This window comes from Flavobacteriales bacterium, assembly GCA_030584065.1.
Taxonomy (GTDB): Bacteria; Bacteroidota; Bacteroidia; order Flavobacteriales_F; family PHOS-HE28; genus PHOS-HE28.
The window spans coordinates 755329-781982 of record CP129489.1 but is presented as its reverse complement, the minus strand read 5'-3'; the positions used below and the strand labels follow the sequence as shown (position 1 = coordinate 781982).

General features: G+C 64.4%; 13 protein-coding genes. 4 read left to right on the top strand and 9 right to left on the bottom strand.

Annotated elements, in window-relative coordinates; all coding sequences use genetic code 11:
• Positions 1-69 precede the first annotated feature (69 nt).
• Positions 70-879, top strand: a complete 810-nt coding sequence (locus QY325_03295) for an ion transporter (GenBank protein ID WKZ66957.1) — start codon at positions 70-72, stop codon at positions 877-879.
• A 2-nt stretch (positions 880-881) separates the two neighbouring features.
• On the opposite strand, the gene QY325_03290 is transcribed toward QY325_03295, so the two are convergent.
• From QY325_03290 to hisS, 5 genes are all read right to left on the bottom strand, one after another.
• A complete protein-coding gene (locus QY325_03290) occupies positions 882-6947 on the bottom strand; it encodes a PKD domain-containing protein (GenBank protein WKZ66956.1) in 6066 nt (2021 codons plus the stop codon).
• Positions 6948-7034: 87 nt separating this feature from the next.
• Entirely contained in the window at positions 7035-7715 is a 681-nt protein-coding gene (locus QY325_03285) for an alpha/beta hydrolase (GenBank protein ID WKZ66955.1), read from the bottom strand.
• A gap of 2 nt (positions 7716-7717) precedes the next feature.
• Positions 7718-9235 (bottom strand): histidine ammonia-lyase, encoded by a 1518-nt coding sequence (gene hutH / locus QY325_03280; GenBank protein ID WKZ66954.1) that lies wholly within the window; start codon positions 9233-9235, stop codon positions 7718-7720.
• A gap of 34 nt (positions 9236-9269) precedes the next feature.
• On the bottom strand, positions 9270-9830 hold the full coding sequence (locus tag QY325_03275) for a hypothetical protein (protein ID WKZ66953.1): 561 nt from the start codon (positions 9828-9830) through the stop codon (positions 9270-9272).
• 19 nt (positions 9831-9849) lie between these two features.
• A complete protein-coding gene (gene hisS / locus QY325_03270) occupies positions 9850-11190 on the bottom strand; it encodes a histidine--tRNA ligase (protein WKZ66952.1) in 1341 nt (446 codons plus the stop codon).
• A gap of 348 nt (positions 11191-11538) precedes the next feature.
• Between hisS and QY325_03265 the strand changes: the two genes are divergently transcribed.
• The 3 genes from QY325_03265 (at position 11539) to QY325_03255 (ending at position 15557) form a co-directional block, all read left to right on the top strand.
• On the top strand, positions 11539-12999 hold the full coding sequence (locus QY325_03265) for a Do family serine endopeptidase (GenBank protein WKZ66951.1): 1461 nt from the start codon (positions 11539-11541) through the stop codon (positions 12997-12999).
• Between the two features lie 169 nt (positions 13000-13168).
• Positions 13169-14032: an RNA polymerase sigma factor RpoD/SigA gene (locus tag QY325_03260; GenBank protein ID WKZ66950.1), complete on the top strand. Its 864-nt coding sequence runs from the start codon at positions 13169-13171 to the stop codon at positions 14030-14032.
• A 70-nt stretch (positions 14033-14102) separates the two neighbouring features.
• Positions 14103-15557 (top strand): glyceraldehyde-3-phosphate dehydrogenase, encoded by a 1455-nt coding sequence (locus QY325_03255; protein ID WKZ66949.1) that lies wholly within the window; start codon positions 14103-14105, stop codon positions 15555-15557.
• Between the two features lie 327 nt (positions 15558-15884).
• Here QY325_03255 and QY325_03250 read toward each other — a convergent pair whose 3' ends face one another.
• From QY325_03250 to QY325_03235, 4 genes are all read right to left on the bottom strand, one after another.
• Positions 15885-21764, bottom strand: a complete 5880-nt coding sequence (locus QY325_03250) for a T9SS type A sorting domain-containing protein (protein ID WKZ66948.1) — start codon at positions 21762-21764, stop codon at positions 15885-15887.
• Between the two features lie 77 nt (positions 21765-21841).
• A complete protein-coding gene (locus QY325_03245) occupies positions 21842-24424 on the bottom strand; it encodes a hypothetical protein (protein WKZ66947.1) in 2583 nt (860 codons plus the stop codon).
• A 62-nt stretch (positions 24425-24486) separates the two neighbouring features.
• A complete protein-coding gene (locus QY325_03240; GenBank protein ID WKZ66946.1) occupies positions 24487-25719 on the bottom strand; it encodes a two-component regulator propeller domain-containing protein in 1233 nt (410 codons plus the stop codon).
• A 32-nt stretch (positions 25720-25751) separates the two neighbouring features.
• Positions 25752-26567 carry a T9SS type A sorting domain-containing protein gene (locus QY325_03235; protein ID WKZ66945.1) on the bottom strand — a complete coding sequence of 272 codons (816 nt, stop codon included), beginning with the start codon at positions 26565-26567 and terminating at the stop codon, positions 25752-25754.
• Between the last annotated feature and the right edge of the window lie 87 nt (positions 26568-26654).

Sequence of the window (26654 nt, the reverse complement as noted above, 5' to 3'; positions counted from 1 at the left end):
GCCTGCTCCGCACGCCAAGCCCTCACGGATTCCGCTGCCATGGAAACGTCCGGGGCGCATCTTTGCCCTATGCCCATCGCCACCGGGAAGCTCAAGCAGCAATTGCGCGTCATCGTGTTCGGTGCGAGCACGCCCAGCGGACGGCTCTTCGATCTGGTGCTGCTCGCGCTGATCCTGATCAGCGTGGCACTGGTCTTCCTGGAGAGCGTTTCCGAGGTGCGCGAACGGCACGGGCTGGCGCTTCGGATCGCCGAGTTCACCATCACCGGGCTGTTCACGGTGGAATACCTGATCCGCCTCTGGATCAGCGAGCGGCGGTTGGCCTACGCCGTCAGCTTCTATGGCCTGGTGGACCTGCTTGCCATCGTCCCCACCTACCTGAGCCTGCTCGTGCCGGGATCGCAGGCCTTGGCCGTGGTGCGCGCGCTTCGCCTCACCCGCATCTTCAGGGTCCTGCGCATGCTGGAGTACGTGGCCGAGGCGAGGCTGCTGCTCGTGGCGCTCTACGCGAGCCGCCACCGCATCATCGTCTTCATGCTGGCGGTGCTGGCGATGGTCACCGTGTTCGGGGCCATCATGTACCTGGTGGAGCCGCACGATGCCGGTTTCACCAGCGTGCCCCGGAGCATCTACTGGGCAATCGTCACCCTCACCACGGTCGGCTACGGTGACATCGCGCCGGTTACCCCGTTAGGCCAAGCCATCGCCGCCGGCATCATGATCCTAGGCTATGCGATCATCGCCATCCCCACCGGCATCGTCAGCGTGGAGATCGCCCGGCAGACGGAGCGGTTGAAGCAGCGCCACTGCGCAAGCTGCGGCAAGGACGTGAAGCTCGCGGATGCGCGCTTCTGCCCGCACTGCGGAAAGGCGCTCTGAGCTCAATCGAGCAACGTGACGTGACCGATGAAATCGCGGGCATCGCCATCGCGTTCCACCAGCACCTTCCACACGTAGACGTCAACGACCGGCGGTCGGCCACCGACCGTGCCGTCCCAGCCCGTATTCCGGTCCTCGGTGGTCCAGACCTCCAATCCCCAGCGGTCGAAGATCATCAGTTTGTAGCGCCAGCCCTCGTATCCGTTGATGATGGGCCGGAAGGTCTCGTTGCGGTCGTCGCCGTTGGGCGTGAAGGTATTGGGGACGAAGACCACCGGGTCGCTGCCCACGAGTTGGAACTTGCAGATGGTATCGGGGCAGGCGAACTGGTTGACCGACACCAGGCATACGGTATAGCCGCCGCCGTCGGCAGGAAAGAGATGGAGGGGGTGCGTCTCCGACGATGACTCGCCATCACCGAAGTCCCAGGCATACTGGACAGCGCCCTGGCTGAGGTTGCTGAACTGGAGGGCGTTGCGCACGCTCACCAGCGTGTCGGAAGTGAAGTCGGCCATGGGGGTGGGATTAACCACAATGGCAGCCGGCGCCACCAGCGTATCGGTGCACCCGCCCGCCCCGGTTGCGATGAGCGTGATGGAATAGGTGCCCGGTTGCGCATAGCTGTGCAGCGGCGCATCGGCCACCGCACCCGTGCCGTCGCCGAAGCGCCAGCGGTATGCATAGGCGTTGATGGAGGTATTGGTGAATGCGATCGGCCGACCCGCACAGGCCGGCTGCGGAAGCGCAGTGAAGGAGGCTTCCGGCGTGGGATGCACCGTGAAGGTCTCCTGATGCTCATCGGTGCAGCCGAACTGGTTCTCGGCGGTCAAGGTGACGGTGTAGGTGCCGGGTGCATCAAAGGTGACGGTCGGCTGATTCAGCAGGGAGGACTGGCCGTTGCCCAGGTCCCATTGATACCCGATGGCGCCCTGCGAGGCATTCAGCGTCTGCACGGTGACCGGCGAAGTGCAGCTCTGCGAAGCCGAGAGGCTGAAGGCGGCGACCGGCAGCGGATGCGCCACGATTTGCGCGGAGAGCGTGTCGGAGCAGCCGTTCACATTCTCTGCGATGAGCGTGACCGTATAGGCGCCGGGGGCCGTATAGGTATGGAAAGGCTCGGCGAGAGCCGAACTGTTCCCGTCACCGAAATCCCATTGGTAGAAGCCCGCTCCGGTTGAAGCGTTGGCGAAGGCCACATCCAGATCGATGCACCCGTCACCTGGCGTCGGGGTGAAGGCCGCCACCGGGGTGATGCTCACCAAGGCATTCTGCGTGACGGAAGCGGTGCAGCCGTTCACGGCGCTCGTCACCGTTAGCGTGACCGGATAGGAGCCGCTGCCGGCATAGCTGTGCGCAGGCGAGGCGAGCGTGCTGGTACCGCCATCACCGAAGGTCCATTGCGCTCCGCTCACGCCTGGGGTGGTGTTGGTGAAGGTGAGCTCGCCGCCCACGCAAACGCCTTGCGGGCTGATGGTGAACGAGGGCTCCGGCGCGGGCAGCACGGTCACCTGCTGGCTGTACTGGTCGAATCCGCAGCCGAACGCGGATAGCTCGATGGTATACGTACCGGGAACGGTATAGGTGTGCACCGGATCGGCCAGCAGGCTGGTGTTGCCATCGCCGAGGTCCCAATAGAGCGCGGTGTCCCCCAATGTGTAGTGGGTCAGCTCGACGGTCAGCGGCGCGCAGCCTTGCACGGGATCGGCATTGAAGAAGGCCGTGACCTCATTGGGCAGCACGGTGATGGTGTAGGTGGCTGTATCCGATCCGCAGGCGTTGGAAGCGACGAGGGTGATGGTGTAGGGCGTACCGACCGTATCGGCGGCATAGGTGTGCGTCACGATGGGCGAACCCGATGCACTGGTGGCGCCGTCACCGAAATCCCAGCTGAACGCATCGGGCAAGCCATAGCTCACGTTGGCGAAGGGCACCTGAGCGAAAGCGCAGTGCTCATCCACGTTAGGCCCGAAGACGGCCGTAGGCGCGGGCAGCACGGTCACGTCCACGGTGGCGGCATCCGATCCGCAGGCATTGGTGGCGGTGAGCGTCACCGGATAGACCACGGCATCCTCCGGATCCATCGGGAAGGTGAAGGGCGGCGGCCACTGCTGTCCGCTAGCCCCCAGCCCTCCGAAGTCCCAGGCATAGAGCAGACCATCTCCCACCGACAGGTTGTCGAAATCGACCGTCAAAGGGCCGCAGCCGCTCACGGTGCTCAGCTGCGGATCGGCCACCGGCACATCCCATACGGTCACCGTGCTGGTGATGGTATCCGTGCAGCCAGCGCCGGTGCTCACCACCAGCGTCACATCGTAGTCGCCAGTGGCGCCGAAGGCATGGCTCGGCGAGGTTGAATTCGAAGCACCGCCATCACCGAAGGTCCACTCCGATGCGGTGAAGCCGGCGCTGACGTTGGTGAACAGGAAGGGCACGTTGGCGCAGGCCACCGGATCGTGCGTGAAGCCCGCCACCGGCAACGGCTGCACGGTGACGGTGGCATCGTCGCTGCTTGAGCAGCCGGTAGCAGGGTCGGTGTACTGATAGGTGACGGGATTGCCTCCGGGCAGTGCGAGGAGCGGGTCGAAGCTCCCGTTGGCATCCACGCCTGTGCCGGCCCATACCCCCCCGGGCGGATCAGCCGTGAGCTGCTGCATGCCCCCATCGAGGCATACGCTGATATCGCCTCCGGCATTCACAGCTGGCAGCGCATTCACCACCACGGTCACCTGGTCCTGCAGCAGGCATGTGGCCGTGCCGAAGGAATAGGTGAGCGTGTAGGTGCCCGGAACATCCGTGCTGAGCGAACCGCCAGTTGTCACCTGCGTGCCCGCCCATGTGCCGCCTGCCGGGGTGCCCACCAGCTGCAGAGCGCCTGAGCCTGCGCATACCGCGGTATCATTCCCCGCGAATGCGGGGGTGGTGATGGGCTGGATGTCCACCGTGAGCTGATCGCTGCCGGTGCAACCATTGCCATCGGTGAAGGTGTAGGTGAGCACATCCGTCGCCACGCCCCCGGGAGTCACCACGCCCGCCGGCGTCACATTCACCGTGGTACCCGACCATGTTCCGCCGGCAGGGCTACCGACCAGTGCGTATGGAATCGGCTGGTCGCAGAGCACGGCATCGGGCCCCGCATCCACCACCGGTAGTGCATTCACCGCAGCGGACACAGTGGCCGAGCTCAGGCAGCCATTGGCGTTGCTGAAGGCGTAGGTGAGCGTATGCGCTCCCGTACCCGCTGCGCCTGGATCGAAGGTCCATGGCGGTCCGCTGACTCCCGCTCCGGCCCAGGTTCCGCCAACAGGGGTACCCACCAAGGCCACGGGAGCATCATCGGCGCATTGGCTGAACGCGGGCATCACATTGAGCACCGTGGCAGGCACAACGCTCACCGTCAACTGGTCGCTCGTTGCGCAGGTGCCGCTGCCATAGTTGTAGGTGACGGTGAAGTTGCCCGCGGTGCCGGGTGTGAACCAGCCCCCTGGGGCCGCCCCCACCCAACTGCCGCCCGCCGGGCCCCATCCACCCAACTGCACCGGCGTAGAGCCTTGGCAGAGCACGGTATCCGGGCCGGCATCGGCGAACTGGGGCACGGGGCCCACCGTGATATCCACCTGATCGGTGTTGGTGCAGCCATTCGCGTTGGTGTGCGAATAGGTGAGCGTTACGGTTCCCAGCTGCCCGGGCGTGGGGGTGAAGACCCCGGCCCCGGTGACGCCCGGTCCGGTCCATGTTCCCGGCCCTGGAGCGCCGGCGAGGCTCACCGGGATGGCTTGGTCGCAGACCGCCTGGTCAGCGCCGGCATTTACGATTGGCAAGGGATAAACGGTCACGTTCACGGTAGCGCTGCCCGGACATCCGCCCAGGTCCCCGGAGACGGTGTAGGTGGTGGTCAGCGCCGGACTGGTGGTGATGGTTGGCCCCGTACCGATGAGGGTGGCGCCGATGAACCATTGGTAGTTGCTGGCGCCGTTGGCCGTGAGCGTGGCGCTCTGCCCATTGCAGATGGCGGCACTGGGCGGAGTCACCGTCACCACCGGCGCCGCAATCACCTGCACATCAACGGTGGCGGGCTGCCCGGCGCAGCCCCCGCTGATGGCCACCACGGAGTAGATGCCGGCATTCGCAGCGGAAACGTTGCTGATCGTCACCGACGGTTGGGTGCTGATCACCGTGCCCTGAGGATTGGTCCATTGGAACGAAGCGCCGGGTATCGGCGCAGCGGAGAGCGAAAGCGTCTGCCCGGCGCAGATGGGGCTGTTGCTGGCCACCACCGGTTGCGGCGGTGCCGAGCCCACGGCAAGATTGGCGTTCGCGGTGGCGGTGCCGCAAGCGTTGCCCACCGTAAGCGATACCGTGGGACTCCCCGCACTGGCAAAGCACACCGAACCAGGCGCAGCGGAATTCGAACTGGCCGGAGCGCCGCCGGGAAAGGTCCAGGAATAGGTGAGGTTGGGATCGCCGCAGGCCTGAATGGTGGCCGACGGGGTGACGCATTGGCCTGCGCAGATCCCCGATAACGGGCTCAGGCTCACCTGCGGCGGGGCGTTCACCGTAATGACCTGCTGCACGGGCGGGACGTTGCAGGAGTTGATGGCGCGGTATTGCACCGTGTAGGTGCCCGGCTCGCTGAACAGGAATTGCGGCTGCTGGCTCTGCGCATTCCCGCTGGCAAAGCTCCAGTTGGGTCCACCGCACGGCGAGGCCACCCCGTTCACGGTCCAGGCATGGGTCAGCAGGCAATTCTGCCCGAAGGCGCTGGTGTTGGCATTCACCGGTTGCAGGGGGGCGCAGCCCATGGCCGGGGTGAGCGTGAACGATGGCGCAGGCGGCTCCTCCACGCAGATCGTACGGGACAGGGTATGCGTGCCGCAACTGTTCCCCGTGCGATCGGTAACCGTGTAGGTGCCTGCCGCCGTGAACTGGATGCCGAGGCTCGAACTGCCGTCCGTCCATAGACCAGGATTCCCCGGATTGCCGTTATCGCCGCCCAATGTGCCGCTTGCGATGACCCAGCCCGCTGCCGGTGTCACGGACCAGATGTTCCGTGGAGCCGTAGCGCAGCCCGGCGCTTGCAGGCCGATGCTCTGGTCCGTGAACGTGACCGTGCTGTTCACGCAGGCGGTATCGGCGCTGGCGGTGAACTGGGCTTGCGGCGTTTCGCTCACGCGAATGGGGCCGATTTGCCCCTGCGTCTGGTCGCAGGGGTTCTGTGCGGTGAAGGTCACGTTCAGCTGGCCACCGGGAAGACCGCAAGTGCTGGTGCTGTATGTATGGTTCACCACTGGCGGTGGCGGGTGGCTGAGCGTTACGCTGTTGCCATCGCCGAAATTGATGATGTACGTGGTGCCCGGTGAATTGCCTGCGACCGAATTGATATAGAACGGCAGTGTGCCGCCCGTGCAGATGTTCGTGTTGGGATCGGTGCTGATGCCTCCGCCCGGATTGGTGCCGAGGAAGACCTGGTACTGCTGGCTGCGGGTGCATCCGTTCGGGTAGGCGATGGTGTAGGTCATCGTCCAGAGCCCCGGCGCATAAGCGTGGTTCAGGCTCCAGCCCTGTGCGGGGTTCTCGATGGGCGAGCCATCGCCCCAGTTGATGGTGCGCACCGCGCCCGGCACGTTGGCGCTCTGGTCCGTGAAGCTGAAGTTCCAGGTCGCCGATGGATCGCAGATGCTGAAGGTGGTCAGGTTGTTGAAGGTGGTCACCTGCTCGGGACCGGCACTGGTGAGGGCCGCCGGCGATGCGGGTGTCACGTTCACGGTGATGGCGTCGGTGGCCGTGCAGCCATCATCATCCGTAACGGTAAGCGTGTACGTGGTGGTGGCGCCCGGGCTGGCAACCGGGTTGGCCACATTGGGGTCGTTCAACCCCGCCGCGGGGCTCCACGAAAAGGTGTATGGCGTATCCCCGTTGCTCGCCGTACCGTTCAGTTGTTGGGATGAACCTTCACAGATGGTGACGCTGTTCGGACCGGCATTGGCCGTTAGCGAACAGGGCTGCGCATGGACCTCCATGGCGGCCAGCAGGGCCAGGTACAGGAAGGACCAACGAAACAGCAGGCTCATTTCAGGGGGTAATTCACCGTTTACGAAAGTACCCGGCACCCCGTTCGCGATGCAATCCGAACCATCTGGTTTTCAACCACCAACCTGTTATAAGGACGTGCCGTTACCGGAGGGCGTTGCCTGCGCCTCCAAGGCCTGGAGCACCAGCTGCGACACGTCCTCCGCCCGGTTGTGCACCATAAAATGCCCGCCGCCTTCCACCCGGAGCGGCCGCTGGATATGCCAGATGGGCATCAATCGGTCGCCACTTCCGTGAATGTGGACCAGCCCTTCCACCGGGCGTGATGGCCCCTCCCATGCGAGCACTGCGGCAATCTGCACCCGCACCTGCTCCAGTGGCGTGGCGGCGATGAAGGCATCGAACAGGGCCTTGTCCGCCTCCGTCTCCACGCCCATCTGCCAGCGTATCAACGGCAAGGTGCGCTTCATAAATGCCGGGGTCAGGATGCGCTCGGCATGCGTGCCACGCAGCACGCGGATGGGCGGCGGCATCTCCTGCGGGCCCTTCCAGCTCGAGATGACCACCGTACGCACCGGTCGGGTGAGCGCGGCCATCTCCTGCACCACCATGCCGCCCATGCTCACCCCCGCCAAGGCATGTGGACGCGTCCGATCCACCTGGTCGGCCAGCACGCGCGCAAAGTCGGCCAAGGAACTGCCTTCGGGCATCGCCGGCCAGTTCAACGGATGCACCGGGTGCGGGGCGAGATCCAGCCGCTGGAACAGGCGATGGTCCGCGCCAAGACCGGGCACCAGATAGATGTCCATGGTCAATCCAGCGGACAGCTGCGCACGAAGGCCAGTGCGGCCTCCATCGGCTCGTGCATCACCACGTCGGTGCGCACGAAGGGTACCTGCTCGCGGAAGGCCGCCACCAGCGACTCCAACTTCGCCGAGCTCCGCTGCGGACGGCGGAACTCCAGGGCCTGGGCCGCGGTGAACAGCTCGATCGCGAGGATCCGTTCCACATCAGCAGCCACCTGCCAGGTCTTGATCGCGGCCGCAGCACCCATGCTCACATGGTCCTCCTGGCCGTTGCTGCTGTCGATGGTGTCCACGCTGTTGGGCATGCAACGCTGCTTGTTGGCGCTCACGAGCGAGGCCGCGGTGTACTGCGGGATCATGAGCCCGCTGTTGAGGCCCGGCTCGGCCACCAGGAAGGCCGGCAGCCCACGCTGACCACCGATCAGCTTGTAGGTGCGGCGCTCGCTGATGCTGCCCAGCTCGGCCAGGGCGATGGCGAGGAAGTCCAGCGCCAGGGCCAGCGGTTGCCCGTGGAAGTTACCCGCACTGATGATCAGCTCATCATCGTCGAACACCGTGGGGTTGTCGGTGACGCTCTCCAGCTCGCGCTCCACCACGCGCTCCACGTAGGCGATGGCGTCGCGGCTGGCCCCATGCACCTGCGGGATGCAGCGGAAGGAGTACGGGTCCTGCACATGGGCCTTCTTCCGCTTGATGAGCTCGCTGCCCTTGAGCAGCTCTCGGAAATGTCCGGCCACCACGGCCTGTCCGGGATGCGGACGCACCGCATGCACGGCGGGATGGAAGGGCTCGATGCGGCCGTCGTAGGCCTCCAGGCTGATGGCGCCGATGATGTCGGCGAGCTGGGCCAGGCGTGTGGCCTTCAAGGTGAGCAACGACGCGTAGGCGTTCATGAACTGCGTGCCGTTGAGGAGCGCGAGCCCTTCCTTCGGACCCAGCTCCAGCGGCTTCCACCCGAGCTTCTTCAGGGCCTGTGCGCTGGTCATGCGCTTGCCAGCCAACACCACTTCGCCCAGGCCCAGCAGGGGCAGGCTCAGGTGCGCGAGCGGGGCCAGGTCGCCACTGGCGCCCAGTGATCCGCGCTCATATACCACGGGCAGCATGTCAGCATTGTACATGTCCACCAGGCGCTGCACGGTGGTCGGGGCCACAGCGCTATGCCCAAAAGCCATGTTCTGCACCTTCAGCACCAGCATGGCCCGCACGATCTCCGCAGGCACGGGCTCACCGCTGCCACAGGCGTGGCTCATCACCAGGTTCTTCTGCAACTGCGCCAGGTCCTTCTTCGCGATGGACTTGTCGTAGAGCGAACCGAAGCCGGTGTTCACTCCGTAGATCGGCGCATCGCTCTTCTTCAGGCGGTCGCTGAGGTAGGCGTGACTGCGCTTGATGGCGGCAACGGCATCATCAGCGAGGTTGATGGAGATCCCGCTTTGGAGGATATGCGCCAGTTCGGCCAGTTCAAGGCCTACCGTGCCGATGGGATGGGGTTGCGTGGTCCGTTGCTTCTTCGTTCCGCTCATGGCTGTCCGCTGAATGTTCGTTCCGACGTCCGGGTCAGAACTGTCGCTCAAAGATGTAGATGTGCCCCTTCTTCGGGTGGAGGTAGTAGAGCGAGCCCAGGCTTCCCTCCCACACCTCGTAGTGCTTCGGTGGATCGAACCAGTCCGCCCCCCCCTTCAACTCCTGCCAGTGCTCCAGCCGCTTGAAGTTGCGGCCCATCACAAAGTCCTTGGCCCGCGGGAAGCGCAGCTCGAGATAGAGCGTGTACTCCTTGGACCAGTGTGCGGAGGCCCAGTATTCCCCGTTGAGCACCTTCATGTCCGCATCAGGTTCCTGGCCTGCCCAGTAGCGGAAGGTCTCCAGAGCACCCACCACGTGCCCGTCCTCGGACCCCGCCTCTTCGTCAAGAGCGGGCTCGCTGACCGTGTCCACGTCACCGGGCGTGCTCGCCCCCTGATCAACGCTGCCCGGGGCACCTTCCTCCGATGGCACGACCTGCGTATCCGGGGATGTGGGTGCGCATGAAGGCAGGACGACCATGCCCAACAAGGCGATTACCAACAGCAATGGAGCGTGCCATTGGTGGCCCACCGCCATTCTCTTCCGGATATCCATGGACAGGGTGTAGTGTGGGTTACGTGGTCAGTATTCCGATCACGGCCTCAACGGACATGGCCGTGCCCTTCTCGTTGGCACCCATGCGCTTCAACGTCACCACGCCCTGCTGCATCTCGCTTTCGCCCACGATGGCCACGTAGGGGATGCCCTTCTTCTCGGCGTAGGTGAACTGCTTGGGCAGCTTGGTGGCATCGGGGTAGAGCTCCGCCGAAATGCCGGCCTCACGCACCTGACGCAGAAGCTTCAAACAGTGCATCGCCTCCACCTCGCCGAAGTTGGCGAAGAGCAGCTGCGTGCTGCCGCCCAGCTCCGCGGGGAACTTGTTCGTCTCCAGCAGCACGTCGTAGATGCGGTCGGCCCCGAAGCTGATGCCCACACCGCTCATGCCCTTCAGGCCGAACACGCCCGTGAGGTCGTCGTAGCGGCCGCCACCACAGATGCTGCTCTGCAGCGTGCCTTCGTTGGCCTTCACCTCGAAGATGGCGCCGGTGTAGTAGTCGAGGCCGCGGGCGAGGGTGGGATCGAACTCGAGCACCGCGCTCTTCAACTGGCCCACGGCCGCGAAGGTGAACGATAGGTCCTTCAACCCCTGCTGGGCCACAGTGGAAGGGGCCAGCCATTGCTCGAGCTTGGCCCGTTGTTCGTCCCAGCTGCCGGTGAGGTCGAACAGCGGCGCAATGCCCTTGATCGCGGACTCGCTCACGCCCTTCTCCCGCATCTCCTCCTCCACCTTCTCGCGCCCGATCTTGTCCAGCTTGTCGATGGCGGTGACGATGTCCACCACCTTCTCCGGCTGACCGCACACTTCGGCGATGCCGCTGAGCACCTTGCGGTCGTTGATCTTCACCACCACCTTCAGACCGAGCTGGGTGAAGACATCATCGAAGAGCTGGACCAGTTCCACCTCGCTCAGCAGACTCGTGCTCCCGATCACATCCGCATCGCACTGGTAGAACTCGCGGTACCTGCCCTTCTGCGGACGGTCGGCGCGCCACACGGGCTGGATCTGGTAGCGCTTGAAGGGGAAGACCAGGTCGTTCTGGTGTTGCACCACGTAGCGGGCGAAGGGCACGGTGAGGTCGTAGCGCAGCGCTTCATCCGCGAAGCCCTTGCTACGGTCCTCCAAGGCGCGCTCCAGTTCAGCACCGCGCTTCAGGACCTTGAAGATCAACCGATCCCCCTCCTCGCCGTACTTGCCGGTGAGTGTCTCCAGATGCTCCATGGCAGGCGTCTCCAGCGGCAGATAGCCGTACTTCTGGAAGACCCGTTCGATGGTGTTGAAGATGTACTTCCGGCGCAGCATCTCCTGCGGACCGAAGTCGCGTGTGCCTTTGGGGATGGAGGGCTTGGTGGCCATGCGTGGAGCGCCGGAGCTGTGGAATGGCGCGGGCCGCGAAAGTACCTGCCCCCCGGAAACAGCGGGACCGCCGCCTCATGTACGGCTGGTCCGCCAACAAGGGCTTGAACCTGTTCACGCGGAACCTTGCCTCGCCACAGGCTGCCCTGATCAGTGGCCTGCCCCCATGCGCCTCGGCCATGATCCCGTAAGGATGCCCTGGGCCTGCGGCACGGGATAGCCGGTGCGCTCCCAGCGCTCCGATCAACACTTCTTAACGCGACAGGGCGTCACCTCCCCCCTGCCAGAACGTTGTTTGGTATCACAGGGCATGGCGTTTGATCGCATGACCACAACAAGCAGAACGAAATGAAACGAGCACTGGGCTACTTCGCAGTGGGTATGGCCGGCGCCATGGTGGCGCTGGGCGTGAATGAGCGGTTCCTCAAGCGGGAGACGGTTGCAGCGCCATCGGAGGCAGCCGCTGAGCCGGCTCCGGTCCGGTACGTGTCACTGCCCGCGACCGGCTCCGCGCCGGTGGTGGCTGTGGATTTCACCGATGCAGCCGAGCGGACGGTGAATGCCGTGGTGCACGTGACCACGCAGACCACCGTCAACGTGCGCGACCCCTTCGCCGATTTCTTCTGGGGCTACCGCGCGCCCAGCCAGCAGCGCCAGCAGCAGGGTGCGGGCTCCGGCGTGATCATCAGCCCCGATGGCTACATCATCACCAACAACCACGTGGTGGAGGGCGCTGACAAGATCGTGGTGCACCTCAATGACCGCCGCAACTTCGAGGCGCGGATCGTGGGCCGCGACCCAAGCACCGACCTGGCCGTGCTGAAGGTGGAGGCCACCGACCTGGCCACATTGGAGTACGGGAACAGCGATGAGGTTCGGGTGGGCGAATGGGTGCTAGCCGTGGGCAACCCCATGAACCTCACCAGCACAGTAACGGCCGGCATCGTGAGCGCCAAGGCCCGGAACATCAACATCCTCCAGTACAACCCCGAGCGCGACATCTTCCCCATCGAGAGCTTCATCCAGACGGATGCCGCCGTGAACCCCGGCAACAGCGGCGGCGCCCTGGTGAACGCCAAGGGCGAGCTGGTGGGCATCAACAGCGCCATCGCCAGCACCACCGGATCCTACACGGGTTACTCCTTCGCCATCCCGGTGAACATCGTGAAGAAGGTGACCAGCGACCTTGTGGAGTACGGCAGCGTGCAGCGCGCCTACCTCGGCGTGAGCATCCGCGACATGGACCAGGCCCTGGCGCAGGAGTTGCAACTCGACCGCCCTCGCGGGGTGTTCGTGAACGGTCTGACGGATGGCGGTGCAGCGCAGGACGCCGGCCTGGAGAAAGGAGATGTGATCGTGCGGGTGGGCAACATCGCAGTGAACAACGTGCCGCAGCTGCAGGAGCAGGTGGGCAAGTTCAAGCCCGGCGACCGGGTGCCGGTCACCATCCTGCGCGATGGCCGGGAGAGCGTGGTGGAGCTGACCCTTCGCGGACGAGAGGGCGCCACCACCGCTGCGGTGAGGGGGCGCAATGATCGCATGGAGGCCCTCGGCGCCGAATTCAGGGCCGCGACCGACGAGGAACTCCGCTCCCTGAAGCTCAAGAGCGGGGTGAAGGTGACCGCGGTGAACGGCGGGAAGTTCCGGGCCAGCGGCATCCGCGAGGGCTTCATCATCACCCGCATCGACCAATCGGTGATTGCGGCACCGGCTGACGTGGAAAAGGCGCTCAACGGCAAACGCGGCGGCGTGCTGGTGGAAGGGGTCTACCCCAACGGCATGAAGGCCTATTACGGGCTGGGCCTATGAGCCAACCCCAAGGCAATCAGCCGCATCCGGAAAAGGTGAGCGCGGCCCTTGTCCGATGAGGGCGGGGCCTGCTACCTTCGCAGCCCGGCTCCTTGGTTCGCCCCAAGTCAATCCGGGCGAGCATTGCGCACTGTAACCCTCTAAGACCCAGACGACCGTGGCATCAAGGATGCGTCAACTCAAGATTACCAAGTCGATCACCAACAGGGAAAGCCAGTCGCTGGACAAATACCTGCAGGAAATCGGCAAGGAAGGCCTGATCACCGCCGATCAGGAGGTGGAGCTCGCGCGGCGCATCAAGGAAGGGGATAACAAAGCCTTGGAGAAGCTGGTGAAGGCCAACCTCCGCTTCGTGGTTTCTGTGGCCAAGCAGTACCAGAACCAGGGCCTTAGCCTGCCCGACCTCATCAACGAGGGCAACCTGGGCCTGATCAAGGCGGCACAGCGCTTCGATGAGACGCGCGGCTTCAAGTTCATCAGCTATGCCGTGTGGTGGATCCGCCAGAGCATCCTTCAGGCGCTGGCCGAACAGAGCCGCATCGTGCGCCTGCCGCTCAACCAGGTGGGCTCGCTGAACAAGATCAACAAGGCCTTCGCCAAGCTGGAGCAGGAGTTCGAGCGCCCGCCAAGCGCCGATGAGCTCGCCGCCAGCCTCGACCTGCCCCCCGAGAAGGTGGCTGACACCATGAAGGTGAGCGGCCGTCACATCAGCATGGATGCTCCCTTCGTGGAGGGCGAGAGCAACAGCCTGCTCGATGTGCTGCCCAACAACGATAGCACCCCCGCCGATCGCCTTCTGCTCAACGAGTCGCTGAGCAAGGAGATCGAGCGCGCCCTCAGCACCCTCACCGAGCGCGAGCGCGACGTGGTGAAGCTCTTCTTCGGCATCGGCATCAACCACGGCCTCACCCTGGAGGAGATCGGCGCCAAGTTCGACCTCACCCGCGAGCGGGTGCGCCAGATCAAGGAGAAGGCCATCAGGCGATTGCGGCACACCAGCCGCAGCAAGCTGCTGAAGGCCTACCTCGGATGACCCTTGCGCCCCGCCTTCGCGGGGCGCTTGTCTTCGTACCAGACCACTCATTACACCACCATCAACATCCATGGAAACCCTCGAAGCGAAGACCGGCTATGAGGCCGGACTGAAGGATTTCGTGGCACGGGAGCGTGCCGCGGTAGAGATGCTGAGCGCCGTCGGCCAGCTCATGTACGGCAAGGGCGTTGAGCTCGTCTTCTTCCGCAACCACCTGCTCGACATCAGCACCAGCGAGGCCCTGAACCTCTTCAACTACGCGCAGAACGTGGTGCAGAAGCCGATTGACGTGTTCACTGCCAGCCAGGTGGCCAAGGCGCTGCTCGAGCTGGACCTGGCCCCGAGCAAGATCGACATCGGCAAGCTCACATGGGAGTTCACCGCTGCCGGCAAGAAGGACCTCGACCGGTTCCTCAACTCCACGCTCGGCGGGTTCATCGGCGCCGATAAGCACAAGTTCGAGCCCCGCGATGTGGTGCTCTACGGGTTCGGCCGCATCGGCCGCATCGCCGCTCGTGAGCTGGTGAAGCAGGCCGGCAAGGGACAGCAGCTCCGGCTCCGCGCCATCGTCACCCGCACGCTCACGGACGAGGAGATCGTGAAGCGCGCCGCCCTGCTGCGCAATGACAGCGTGCATGGAGCCTTCAAGGGCAGCGTGGTGGAGGACATCGCCGGCAAGGCCCTGGTCATCAACGGGCAACGCGTGCAGCTCATCGCCGCCAACAACCCCGAGGACGTCGACTACACGGCCTATGGCATCAGCAACGCCCTCATCATCGACAACACGGGGGCCTTCACCAAGAAGGCCGATCTCGGCCGCCACCTGAAGGCCAAGGGCGTCAACAAGGTCATCCTTACTGCCCCCGGCAAGGAGATGCCGAATATCGTCTACGGCATCAACCATAAGGATCTGGATGTGGACAATGAACAGCTGATCAGCGCCGCCAGCTGCACCACCAATGCCATCTGCCCCGTACTGAAGGTGATGGAGGACAGCGTGGGCATCGAGAAAGGGCACATCGAGACGGTTCATGCCTACACCAACGACCAGAACCTGCTGGACAACTACCACAAGAAGCCGCGCCGCGGGCGCAGTGCCGCCATCAACATGGTGATCACCAGCACCGGAGCGGGCAGCGCGGTCACCAAGGCCATCCCCAGCCTGAAGGACAAGCTGACCGCGAACGCCGTGCGCGTTCCCACCCCCAACGGCTCGCTGGCCATCATGAGCCTGAACCTGAAGCGCGCCGTGACCCGCGATGAGGTGAACGAGATGATCCGGCACGCCGCCCTGAACGGCGATCTGGTGAACCAGATCCACTACCAGATCGACCCCGAGCTGGTCAGCAGCGACATCATCGGCGACACCTGCTGCAGCGTGTTCGACAGCAATGCCACCATCGTTGGCCCGGATGGCAAGACCGCTGTGCTCTACGCTTGGTACGACAATGAGTTCGGCTACACCAAGCAGGTGATCCGACTGGCCAAGCATGTGGCCAAGGTGCGCCGCCTGATCTACTACTGAGCGTTCCCCTTCCCGGCGCAAGGCCCCTGCTCCTGCAGGGGCCTTCGTCATTTCTGTCCGCGCCAATTGTTGACCGCTCCCTGTTCCGATGGGCAGCCCAGGCTGCCCGATGACCACGGCTGAGCCGGTATCCGAACATCCGGAGCAGGCGCAATGGTCGTGCTGGCTGAAGCCCCGCCAGAATCCTGCACTACCGGCTGGCTCCCTGCGCACCGCGCATCTGCGCGCTTGTCCACCATGCCCCACCCATGGCTCGCTGAACCGGAATCCTGGAAAAGAACCGGGCCGCCCTCTGGGGCGGCCCGGCAAACAACAGTCCTCCGTATGTCAGCGCTGAATCACGACCCGCTCGGTCCAGGTTCGGCCTGCGCCGTTGACTTGCAGCATGTACATGCCGGTGGACAGATCAGCGGGAAGCTCAATCGCACCGTTCACATGGCCATCCTGCACCGCCTTGGTGAGGGCCATCACGCGGTTCCCGACGAGGTCGTAGAGGTCCACCGTCATGGTACCGGCGGCGCTGGTGAGGCCGTCGATGCGCAGGTTCAGCTGCTCACCGCGGTTGGGGTTCGGCCACACGAGCAGACGGTCGCTGATCGTGGCTTCGGTTCCGGACACGGGTGCGTTGGTCTCTGCGGCCATGCCCGAGCTTCCGTTGTTGATGGCTACGGTGCAGGTCTCGCCCCAGGGGCACCAGGTGGCGCCATTGGTCTTGGAGACGCGCACACGCACATTGTAGGTCCGTCCGTCCAACAGCTGGGTGCCCGAGCTCCAGCTCAGGGCAATCCAGTTGGTATTGGAGTTGCGCGTGAACAGGATGCCTTCTGCCGGGATGGAGAACTCGAACTGGTACTTGTTGGCACCGGGGCGCGACCATGCCCAGATCTTGTTGCTCGACGGGAACTGGCGCACCACACCGCAGGAGAACTCAGCGAAGCCCTGGCTGTTCACCAACTGGGTCGGCGGGCACTGGGCCAGGGTGGCATCGATCCGGAAGCGGCAAGTGGGGCCGAATTCGGCGTAGGCGCCCAGCACGCGGCTGCGGACGCGCACGTTATAGAGCACACCGGCCTGCAGCTGGTTGCCCGCCCATCCGTTCACGAGGAAGTGGCAGGCACGCGTGGCCGAGGCTGGCAGCCCGTTGGACGTGCTATGGCTCTGGAAGCGCTTGAAGCTGTAGCCGCCGTTGGGGTCGAACCACCACATCTGGTAGCCCGTGGTGGCCCGCTCGGTGGAACCGGCCGGGAAGCTGTTCCAGATGGCGGTGACCGCAGGGTTGCCGTTCGCAACGACGTACTCGGGGCCACCGGTCCACCACTCGCGGTCGCAAGAGGTGGCGATCAGGCGGTCCGTGCCCATGGGCAGGCAGAAGCCCTCGCCATTCGCGATCTGGCTGGTGTAGCCCACGCTGAAGTTCCCGCGGTTGTCGATGATCCGGCGGTCATTCGGGCGGCGCAGCACGTAACCGCCTCCGCTGATCCCGTCACCGGCATCATCGGTCACCACCAGGTAGTAGCAGCCATCTGGCAGGCAGATGCTCTCGGTGAAGGTGCCTTGCGGGTAGAGCTGACCTCCGCTGATCGCGAGCGCATTCGTGCCTTGCGCACGGATCTCCCAAAGGGTGGTGCTGGCGCCGTCGGTCACGATCTCGATCTCCAGCTCGTTGAAGTCGCAGCCGGGACCCACCGGAGTGCCTTCACAGACGCAATTGATGTTGAGCGCATCGTTGATGGTGTTCTCATCACCATCATCGCAGGGCGTGCCCGGAACGTTCAGCGTCAGGTTCAGCGTGCTGGTCACGCAGCCGTTCACGCTGGTGTAGGTGCCGCTCTGCGCGTAGGCCTGGCCGTTCACGCTCCAGGTGTAGGATGTCCCGCACGCCGTCACGCTCTCGCTTTGCGTGCTGCTCGCGGTGATCGTCAGCACCAGGATCTCCGTGCTGCAGCCGGTCACTTCCGTGTAGGTGCCGCTCTGGGTGTACGTCACGCCGTTCACCGCCCAGGTGTAGCTGTCGCAGGCGCTCTCCGTGGTGGTGTTGGTGCCGCTCTGGAGGATCGTGAGGACGAGGATCTCCGTCGCGCAGCCGTTCACGACCGTGTAGGTGCCGCTTTCGCTGTAGGTCACCCCGTTCACGCTCCAGGTGTAACTGTCGCAGGCGCTCTCCGTGGTGGTGTTGCTCGTGGTTGGGATGATCGTCAGCTCCAGGATCTCGGTGTCGCAGCCCACCGTGTTGGTGTAGGTGCCGCTCTGGCTGTAGGTCACCCCATTCACCGCCCATGTGTAACTGTCGCAAGCCACCTCCGTGGTAGTGGAGGAGGAACTGGGGGTAATCGTAAGCACCAGGATCTCCGTGCTGCAGCCCGTGCTCTCCGTGTAGGTGCCGCTCTGGGTGTAGGTCACCCCGTTCACCGCCCACGTGAAGCTGTCGCAGGCGCTCTCCGTGGTGGTGTTCGTGCCACCGGTACTGATCGTCAGCTCCAGGATCTCCGTGTCGCAGCCCGCCGTGAAGGTGTAGGTACCGCTCTGGGTGTAGGTCACCCCGTTCACCGCCCAGGTGTAGCTGTTGCAGGCGAATTCCGTTGTGGTGGAACTCGTGCTCGGCGTGATCGTGAGGTCCAAGATCTGCGTGTCGCACCCGTTGGTCACGCTGTACTGGCCGCTCTGGGTGTATGTCACCCCATTCACCGCCCAGGTGTAGCTGTCGCAGGCGCTCTCCGTGGTGGTGTTGCTCGTGCTGGGCACGATCGTCAGGACCAGCACATCCGTTTCGCAGCCCACCGTGCTGGTATAGGTGCCGCTCTGGTTGTAGGTCACACCGTTCTCCGCCCAGGTGTAGCTGTCGCAGGCGCTCTGGGTCACGGTGTTCGTCGTGCTCGGCGTGATGGTCAGCACCAGGGTCTCGGTTGCGCAGCCCACCGTATTGGTATAGGTGCCGCTCTGGTTGTAGGTCACTCCGTTCACTGCCCAGGTGTAGCTATCGCAGGCGCTCTCCGTGGTGGTGTTGTTCGTGCTCGGCGTGATGGTCAACACCAAGGTCTCGGTTGCGCAGCCCACCGTATTGGTATAGGTGCCGCTCTGGTTGTAGGTCACACCGTTCACGCTCCAGGTATAGCTGTCGCAGGCGCTCTCCGTGGTGGTGTTGTTCGTGCTCGGCGTGATGGTCAGCACCAGGGTCTCGGTTGCGCAGCCCACCGTATTGGTGTAGGTGCCGCTCTGATTATAGGTCACACCGTTCACTGCCCAGGTGTAGCTGTCGCAGGCACTTTCCGTGGTGGTGTTGTTCGTGCTCGGCGTGATGGTCAGCACCAGCGTCTCGGTTGCGCAGCCCACCGTATTGGTGTAGGTGCCGCTCTGATTGTAAGTCACACCGTTCACCGCCCAGGTGTAGCTGTCGCAGGCGCTCTCCGTGGTGGTGTTGTTCGTGCTCGGCGTGATGGTCAGAATCAGGGTCTGGGTGCCGCAACCGCTCACGCTCGTGTACGTGCCGCTTTCCGTATAGGTCTGTCCATTGACATTCCACGTGTAACTGTCGCACTCACTCACCGTGGTCGTGTTGCTGGTGCTGGTCACGATGGTGAGCACCAGCGTCTCGGTATTGCAGCCGCTCACGCTGGTGTAGGTGCCGCTCTGGGTGTAGGTCACCCCGTTCACCGGCCAGATGTAGCTGTCGCACTCGGTCAGGGTGGTCGTGTTGCCCGTGCTCGGCGTGATGGTGAGCACCAAGGTCTCGGTTGCGCAGCCCACCGTATTGGTGTAGGTGCCGCTCTGGTTGTAGGTGACCCCATTCACCGACCAGGTGTAGCTGTCGCATGCGCTTTCCGTGGTCGTGTTGTTGGTCGTCGCCGTCACCGTCACCGAGCGCGAGGTCGTTGCAGGAGCGCAGCCGCCCGTGCCCGGAACCGTGTAGGTGATGTTCGTGGTGCCGGCCCCCTGGCCCGTCACCACCCCGTTGACCACCGTGGCCACGGCCGGGTTGTCCGTGCCCCAGGTGCCCGTGGCGCTGTTGCCGCTGATCGTATAGGTGGTGGTGCCGCCCACGCAGATGCCCTGCGGGGTGCCGCTGATCGTGCCGGCCACCGGGGCAGCCGTCACCGTCACCGAGCGCGAGGTCGTTGCAGGAGCGCAGCCGCCCGTGCCCGGAACCGTGTAGGTGATGTTCGTGGTCCCGGCCCCCTGGCCCGTCACCACCCCGTTGACCACCGTGGCCACGGCCGGGTTGTCCGTGCCCCAGGTGCCCGTGGCGCTGTTGCCGCTGATCGCATAGGTGGTGGTGCCGCCCACGCAGATGCCCTGCGGGGTGCCGCTGATCGTGCCGGCCACCGGGGCAGCCGTCACCGTCACCGAGCGCGAGGTCGTTGCAGGAGCGCAGCCGCCCGTGCCCGGAACCGTGTAGGTGATGTTCGTGGTGCCGGCCCCCTGGCCCGTCACCACCCCGTTGACCACCGTGGCCACGGCCGGGTTGTCCGTGCCCCAAGTGCCCGTGGCGCTGTTGCCGCTGATCGTGTAGGTGGTGGTGCCGCCCACGCAGATGCCCTGCGGGGTGCCGCTGATCGTGCCGGCCACCGGGGTAGCCGTCACTGTCACCGAGCGCGAGGTCGTTGCAGGAGCGCAGCCGCCCGTGCCCGGAACCGTGTAGGTGATGTTCGTGGTGCCAGCCCCCTGGCCCGTCACCACCCCGTTGACCACCGTGGCCACGGCCGGGTTGTCCGTGCCCCAAGTGCCCGTGGCGCTGTTGCCGCTGATCGTGTAGGTGGTGGTGCCGCCCACGCAGATGCCCTGCGGGGTGCCGCTGATCGTGCCGGCCACCGGGGCAGCCGTCACCGTCACCGAGCGCGAGGTCGTTGCAGGAGCGCAGCCGCCCGTGCCCGGAACCGTGTAGGTGATGTTCGTGGTGCCAGCCCCCTGGCCCGTCACCACCCCGTTGACCACCGTGGCCACGGCCGGGTTGTCCGTGCCCCAGGTGCCCGTGGCGCTGTTGCCGCTGATCGTGTAGGTGGTGGTGCCGCCCACGCAGATGCCCTGCGGGGTGCCGCTGATCGTGCCGGCCACCGGGGCAGCCGTCACCGTCACCGAGCGTGTCGCCGTTGCATCCGGGCAGCCAGCAGCGGTTACAGTGTAGGTCATCGTCGCACTGCCAGCGCTTACGCCCGTGATTGCGCCAGTGGAAGGGTCCACCGAGGCCACCGCTTCATTGCTGCTGCTCCATGTACCGCCGCTGACCGTGCTGCTGAAGGCGGTGGCTCCGCCCACGCAGATCGACTGATTGCCGCTCAGTGTGCCGGCCACCGGCAGTGCCGAGATCGTGATCGGCGCCGTGGTCTGGAATTGCGGGCATGTGCCGTACGCCGACACCGTATAGGTGACGGTGTAGCTGCCTGCAGTGCTCGAACCCGTGTTCACGGCACCGGTCCCGGAATCGATGCTCAAGCCGGCCGTGCTGCTGAAGGTCCCACCGGTAGTCCCGCTGAAGGTGGGGTTCACCGTCCCCGCGTTGCTGCAATAGGGGGTTCCAGCATAGCTGAAAGAGGCCGATGCGGGCTGCTGAGGGGTGATGCCCGTAGTGCCGCCGGAGCACACGCCGCATCCATCGATGGTGGCGGTGCCTCCGATCACACCTGCGCAATCGGCGGTGCAGTTGCCGCGCTGCACGGGTGTGGGCTCGATGGTACCTGCCAGGCCCTGCACACCGTTCAGTGAAACGAAGAAGTTCCTGTTGTTCTGCTGGGTCCATGTATCGTTCACGATCTGGAACTCCGTGCAGTTCGGGTTGTTGCTGACCGTGATGGTGTGAACAACCACCCACTCACCAACCGGGAGCACAGCACCGCAACCGCCGTCGTCCACGTTCTCCATGGACAGCAACGAAACGCTATTGTAGGTCCGGTACTTGAACCCATTGCCTGGCTGCACCACAGCTGTGGGGGCTATCGGGAACGCCGGGCCGGGGCACCAAGCGGAGCTACCGGCACTCAGCGTGGCCGTGGAGGCCTCCGCATAGCGGATGGTGAAGGTCAGTCCGGAGAACACCTCGCTGAACGGGTTCCCGTTGGCCCGCATGAGCACGTTGAGCTGGTTGGCCGATGCGCCAGGAGCGAGATCGATATCGACCGAGGAGGGCACCTGGGCCCACGCGCTCCCTGTGATGCCGAGGGCAAGAGCGGAAGCGCCCAGGTACCGGCTCAGGAGCGAATTGAAACGTGTGAACATGAACAAGGGGGTTGGTGGTTTGGGGGGCGGAAAAGTAAGAGAGTATTCGGCACCGGCAAGCGCACTAGAGTATGTGCTCAGGGCAGCTGCTCGAGGCGCACGTTCGTGGGGATGGAGCCGCCGAGGTTCTGCAGGATCGGGTCACGGTCATTGGCTTCACCCACATACTTGACCACACCGTCGAGGTTGATGTCCTCCCTGCGGTAGCCGGTGACGGTGTTGGTGGGGACGGCACCACCGATGGCGGTAAGGATGGGGTCGCGATCATTCAGCTCTCCCACGTACTTGAGGTCGGTGTTGCGCTCCACGTTCCCCGACCAGAGGGTCATGACGCCTCCGTTCGCCCGACGCGCCTCCGTACCCCAAGTGGACATCGCCGCGCTGCGGAAATCGATGGTGGCGGCTGATGCCGCATGCAGGGCTACCGGTGCCGCGGTCATCGCTGAGAAGTGGTTCCGATGACGGATGGCCACGTAATAGTTCCCATCCGCCACCGCGAAGCGCACCGGTCCACCGGAGCCCGAGACGACATTGCCCGAGCGCGTGAGCAGAGCGGCCCGGGTGGCCAGCAGCTGGGCCGGGTTCGCGGCGCTGCGCAATTCCAGCAGCACCCAGTCCACGATGGCGGACGCACCGGTCTGCTGAAGGACGGTCGGAGACACCGTCTCCCCTCCCCCGCTCGCTGCTTGTGCGAAACCCATGCCTGTGTATGGCTCGGTACCCGGAATCAAACCGGAGGCGCGGAGTCCGTCGCCCATCAGGCCGGAGAGGCCATCGAAGGGACCGTCTAGGATCGCCTTGGCATCCAGCAGCACGCCCTCGGTGACGTTGGCGGTGACCATGGTGCGCGCGCTCTCCGCCACCACCTCATTCGTGGTCACCTGCCAATCGTAGAGGAAATAATAGACGCCCGGACCTCCCGAAGAGCCGGTGATGCTGCCGACGGTGCCGATCGCGTAGGGATAAGCAACGCCGGCATTGTTCCTGTACAGGTCCTGGAAAACATCGCTGTTGTCATCGAATGCGGTGATGGCATGCTGGGTGCCCGCAGGAACGTCCCAATCCACCGTAACCACACTCATGCCGCTGGGGAGTTCCACGAACTTCTCCGCGATGAGGTTGCCGAGCTGGTCGCGGAGCACGAACTGGCGCTTTCCGAAGGAGTTGGCGTAGACCTTGAAGGACCGGAGCTTGAACGGCTCAAAGGCATCGAAGTAGAGCCAGTGCTTCCCGTTGAAATAGCCACCGCCGCCGGAGTTGTCCGCTTTTCCCGCATTGACGGTGACGCCGGGGGATACAGCGGCTGCGGAAGCCCAATACGACGCGGTAGAACCGAGAACCGGCGTGGTGAAGCTATTGCCGGTGCCCACCAGGTTCCCTCCGGCGGGTGCATCATACCAGCGCACATTGGTGCCGGTGGCGCCCAGCACCGCCGCCGAAGGCCCAAGCACCGTGGCGTCCGTGCCCACCGGCGGTGCCGGGGCGGGCAGCACGCTCACGGTGATGCTCGGTGTGGAAATGGAGCCGCACGGGGCCGTCACCGTGCAGGAATAGGTCCCCGGCGTGGAGGTCGTGATCGACCGGGTCGTTGCTCCCGTGTTCCACAGGTAGCTGTAGCCCGGTGTGGCGGTGAGCGTGATGCTCTCGCCCGGAGCCAGCAGCGCGCGCTTATCGGCGAGCACGCTGCCTGTGCCGCCGCTGTTGGCTGCTTTCTGTGTGGTGATGGACACGGGAATCGCGGTGAAGTTGTTGTCCTCGTTCTCCTCGCGCCAAGCATTCCTCGGATCCACCTCGGCCACGATCCAATAGTTCCCGTTGCAGAGCACGGCTTGGCCGGGATCCCCGGGAAGCAGATTGATCCACATGCCGTCCAAGCTCTCATCGTAGATATCCGTCTTCCCGGAACTGATGCCCTGATAGTTCTCCGAGCAGGTGTAGCTAAGCCCCAGTCCGTAGTTGGGGAAGCTGGAATTGGTGAGCGGCGTGCCCTGATTATAGACCTGGCTCGTGCGGCAATCCCCGTTTCTGCTGCTGCAGGTGCTCAAGTCCATCAGGCAGAAGCCCAGCTTGGCTCCCGTGGCCACGACCGGCCATTGCCGGGGATCAGACACCCCAGCCTGCTGTATGCGCAGGGTCATCGTGGTCCAATCGTCCACGTGGTAGTGATTGTGCGTGGGGTGATAGGTCATGGTCCCACGAAGCTCCTCGGTATAGGTCATCGTGTTGCCCGTCTTCCTGTACACGCGCTGATAGAGCCGCTGACGGGCCTCGTATCCATTGGGGCAGGTGAACCCATTGTTGTCGTTCGGCAGGTTGTTCACCGTGATGGTGTCGCTGCCGCAGATGAAGGTCCGCTGGCCGGCGCTGTTCACGCCGCGCACTTCGAGCGGGCCGAAGCCCTGGTTCGGCGTACTACCGCTTACCCGAAGCCTACCGGCATTGCTGCTGGCGTTCTGCGCATACTGGCTCGGGCCTCCTGCGTATGTGGCCAGCGCATACCAGCTGATCTGGATGTCAGGCAGCAGCTCGCAATTCGTCTGGCCAGCAGTCTTGCACTGGCAGGTGGTCGCGTTGGTGGTGGTGCATTGGGCCGCTGACCTGGTGGGCGCAAAGGCCGAAAGGAGCAGCGCCCAGCCGAGCACTGGGGTATAGACCTTCATCTGAACGCGTTCGATTGGTTGGGGACGTGTGAAGCGCAATATACCCCAACGGCCCGTGAACGTCAATGGACCACAAACCGGCCGATCATTGCGTTCCCAAGGCCATGGACCAGCATGACGTAGGTTCCTGCGCCTAGGCTGGTGATGATCTCAGGCGCTTCCGAACCGCTGGTAATGGCCCCGCTGGCCACGGTCCTCCCCGCTGCATCGATGATGCGCCAAGGCAGCGCTTGGCCAACGGGAAGGCCAGCCACCCTGAACGACCCGTTGTTGATGGTGGGGAGAATGCGCAAGGATTGCGGGGCTGTGGCCTGTGCCACCGAGGAGGTGAGATCGAGCCGCGCCGCTCCGCCGTCGAAGAGACCGACCCACACCGCACCATCCGGTGCCACCGTCACCGCATTCACCTCATTGGCCGGCAAGCCTGATCCGCTCTCATCGTAGACCGTGTAGCTGCCGTTGGGGTCCCTACGCACCAGACCAGCCGTCTGGGTCCCGAGCCACAGCCTCCCGGACGCGTCCCGTGCGATATCCGTCAGTGCATTGGAGGGCAGGTCCGAATTGAAGACGGTGTACTGGAACCAGCTCCCCCCGTACCAATCCCCGATCTGGCGCACCAGTCCCCCGGCCGGGCAGGCCACCCAGCGCTCATTGGCAACGGTGTCCAAGAGCACCGCGTTCTGGGTGTTGTCGAAGAATCCGAAGTTGAACGTGGTGAAGAACTGAACCGAGGTGTCCGTAAGGAAGTGGAAGCCTCCGTTGAGGGTGCCCAGTGCCACCAGCCCATCAGACCGCGTGTCGATGGAAAGGATGTGGTCTCCATTGAGGATCCGTCCGTTGTGGCTGTCCGGGCTTGAGTCGTAGATGCGCCATTCGCTCCCCGTGAAGCATGCCAGTCCGCCCACGGTACCCAACCAGACCGATCCTTGATGATCGACATGGATTCGGTTCACCTGGTCGTCAGGCAGCGGAGAGTTCCCGGTGTCATACACCTCCCAATCCTGCCCATCGAACACCGCCGCACCACCGACCGAGGTGCCCACCCATAATCGACCTTGGTGATCCAACGCCAGGCAGCGCAGGTAGTTGTCCGGGAGGCCTGAGTTGGACACCTGAAAGGTGGTCCATTCGCCGGCCTGGAGCCGGCAAAGCCCCCAGTCGGTGGCCACCCAGGCATCGCCATCCGCCTCCAATGCGATATCGACGACGGTATTGCTTGGGAAACCGGCATTGGCCATGTTATAGGTGATCCATGACTGCGCATGCAGCCCGCCGCCCACTTGGATGGCCATCATCAGGGGAAGGAATGCCTTCATCCGAATCATGGTCAGCGCTCCACGATGAGGGGAAGGATCGCCGTGCCATTCTCCGATACCACCCTCACCCGATAAGCGCCAGCCGGCAACGCGGCCACCCGCATCCGCATAGCGGCGCCTGTCCCCTGCTCAGCCAGCACGATGCGGCCTGCTGCATCCAGCACCTCCGCAGCCCATGCACCCGTGGCGGGCGCATCAAGAAGTACGGTAACCTCCGTACTGGCCGGATTGGGCATGAGCCGAGGGCCCAACTGGGCACCACCCGCGCCCTCGACACCTGTAGAAATGGAAAATATGCCTCCCGTGCTGGCCTGCCCGCCGAGTGATACGAAGAAGGACCGGTTATCATCCAGCACGAACTGATCATCCGCCAATTCGAAGACCGTGCCTCCCGGATCGTTGTTCACGGGGATGGTGAAAACAGGGGTCCAGGTATCCGCCAGCAAGGTCTGGCCGCAGCCCCCATCATCAATGATGTCCGAGATGAGCGAGAGCCCGACGTGATTCCACGTTCGGTATTTGAAGCCATTGCCCGGGCTGACGGCTGCCGATGGCACCGGCGAGAAGGCCACGGATGGCGGCGGGCACCATGCGCTGGTACCGAACCCGAGCGTGGCCGGGGAGCTTTCGGGCCAGCGGACGGTGAAGACCAGGTTGCTGATCACCCCGCCGAAATCGTGGTCATTGCCGCGCAGGCTGATCAGGATCTGGTCATTCCCCTGGTCATGCTCGAAGCGGATATCCACCACAGGCAGCTGGGCCATGGAAGGGATGGCCGGGCAAAGCAGGGCGAGGGACAGGAGCAGCGGATAGGAATCTGCGCGCATGCGGCAAGCTTAGATTCCAAAACTACGATGAAGCGGGCCACCCAAGGGAGTCCCGTCAGGATCCGTGCATGCGGATGTTCATACCGG

What these genes read in the sequence shown, in the direction of transcription:
- QY325_03245 (WKZ66947.1), bottom strand. Translation starts at nt 24,424, where the DNA reads ATGAAGGTCTATACCCCAGTGCTCGGCTGGGCGCTGCTCCTTTCGGCC.
- hutH (WKZ66954.1), bottom strand. Translation starts at nt 9,235, where the DNA reads ATGAGCGGAACGAAGAAGCAACGGACCACGCAACCCCATCCCATCGGC.
- QY325_03250 (WKZ66948.1), bottom strand. Translation starts at nt 21,764, where the DNA reads ATGTTCACACGTTTCAATTCGCTCCTGAGCCGGTACCTGGGCGCTTCC.
- hisS (WKZ66952.1), bottom strand. Translation starts at nt 11,190, where the DNA reads ATGGCCACCAAGCCCTCCATCCCCAAAGGCACACGCGACTTCGGTCCG.
- QY325_03295 (WKZ66957.1), top strand. Translation starts at nt 70, where the DNA reads ATGCCCATCGCCACCGGGAAGCTCAAGCAGCAATTGCGCGTCATCGTG.
- QY325_03255 (WKZ66949.1), top strand. Translation starts at nt 14,103, where the DNA reads ATGGAAACCCTCGAAGCGAAGACCGGCTATGAGGCCGGACTGAAGGAT.
- QY325_03260 (WKZ66950.1), top strand. Translation starts at nt 13,169, where the DNA reads ATGCGTCAACTCAAGATTACCAAGTCGATCACCAACAGGGAAAGCCAG.
- QY325_03235 (WKZ66945.1), bottom strand. Translation starts at nt 26,567, where the DNA reads ATGCGCGCAGATTCCTATCCGCTGCTCCTGTCCCTCGCCCTGCTTTGC.
- QY325_03265 (WKZ66951.1), top strand. Translation starts at nt 11,539, where the DNA reads ATGAAACGAGCACTGGGCTACTTCGCAGTGGGTATGGCCGGCGCCATG.
- QY325_03290 (WKZ66956.1), bottom strand. Translation starts at nt 6,947, where the DNA reads ATGAGCCTGCTGTTTCGTTGGTCCTTCCTGTACCTGGCCCTGCTGGCC.
- QY325_03285 (WKZ66955.1), bottom strand. Translation starts at nt 7,715, where the DNA reads ATGGACATCTATCTGGTGCCCGGTCTTGGCGCGGACCATCGCCTGTTC.
- QY325_03240 (WKZ66946.1), bottom strand. Translation starts at nt 25,719, where the DNA reads ATGATGGCCATCCAAGTGGGCGGCGGGCTGCATGCGCAGTCATGGATC.
- QY325_03275 (WKZ66953.1), bottom strand. Translation starts at nt 9,830, where the DNA reads ATGGATATCCGGAAGAGAATGGCGGTGGGCCACCAATGGCACGCTCCA.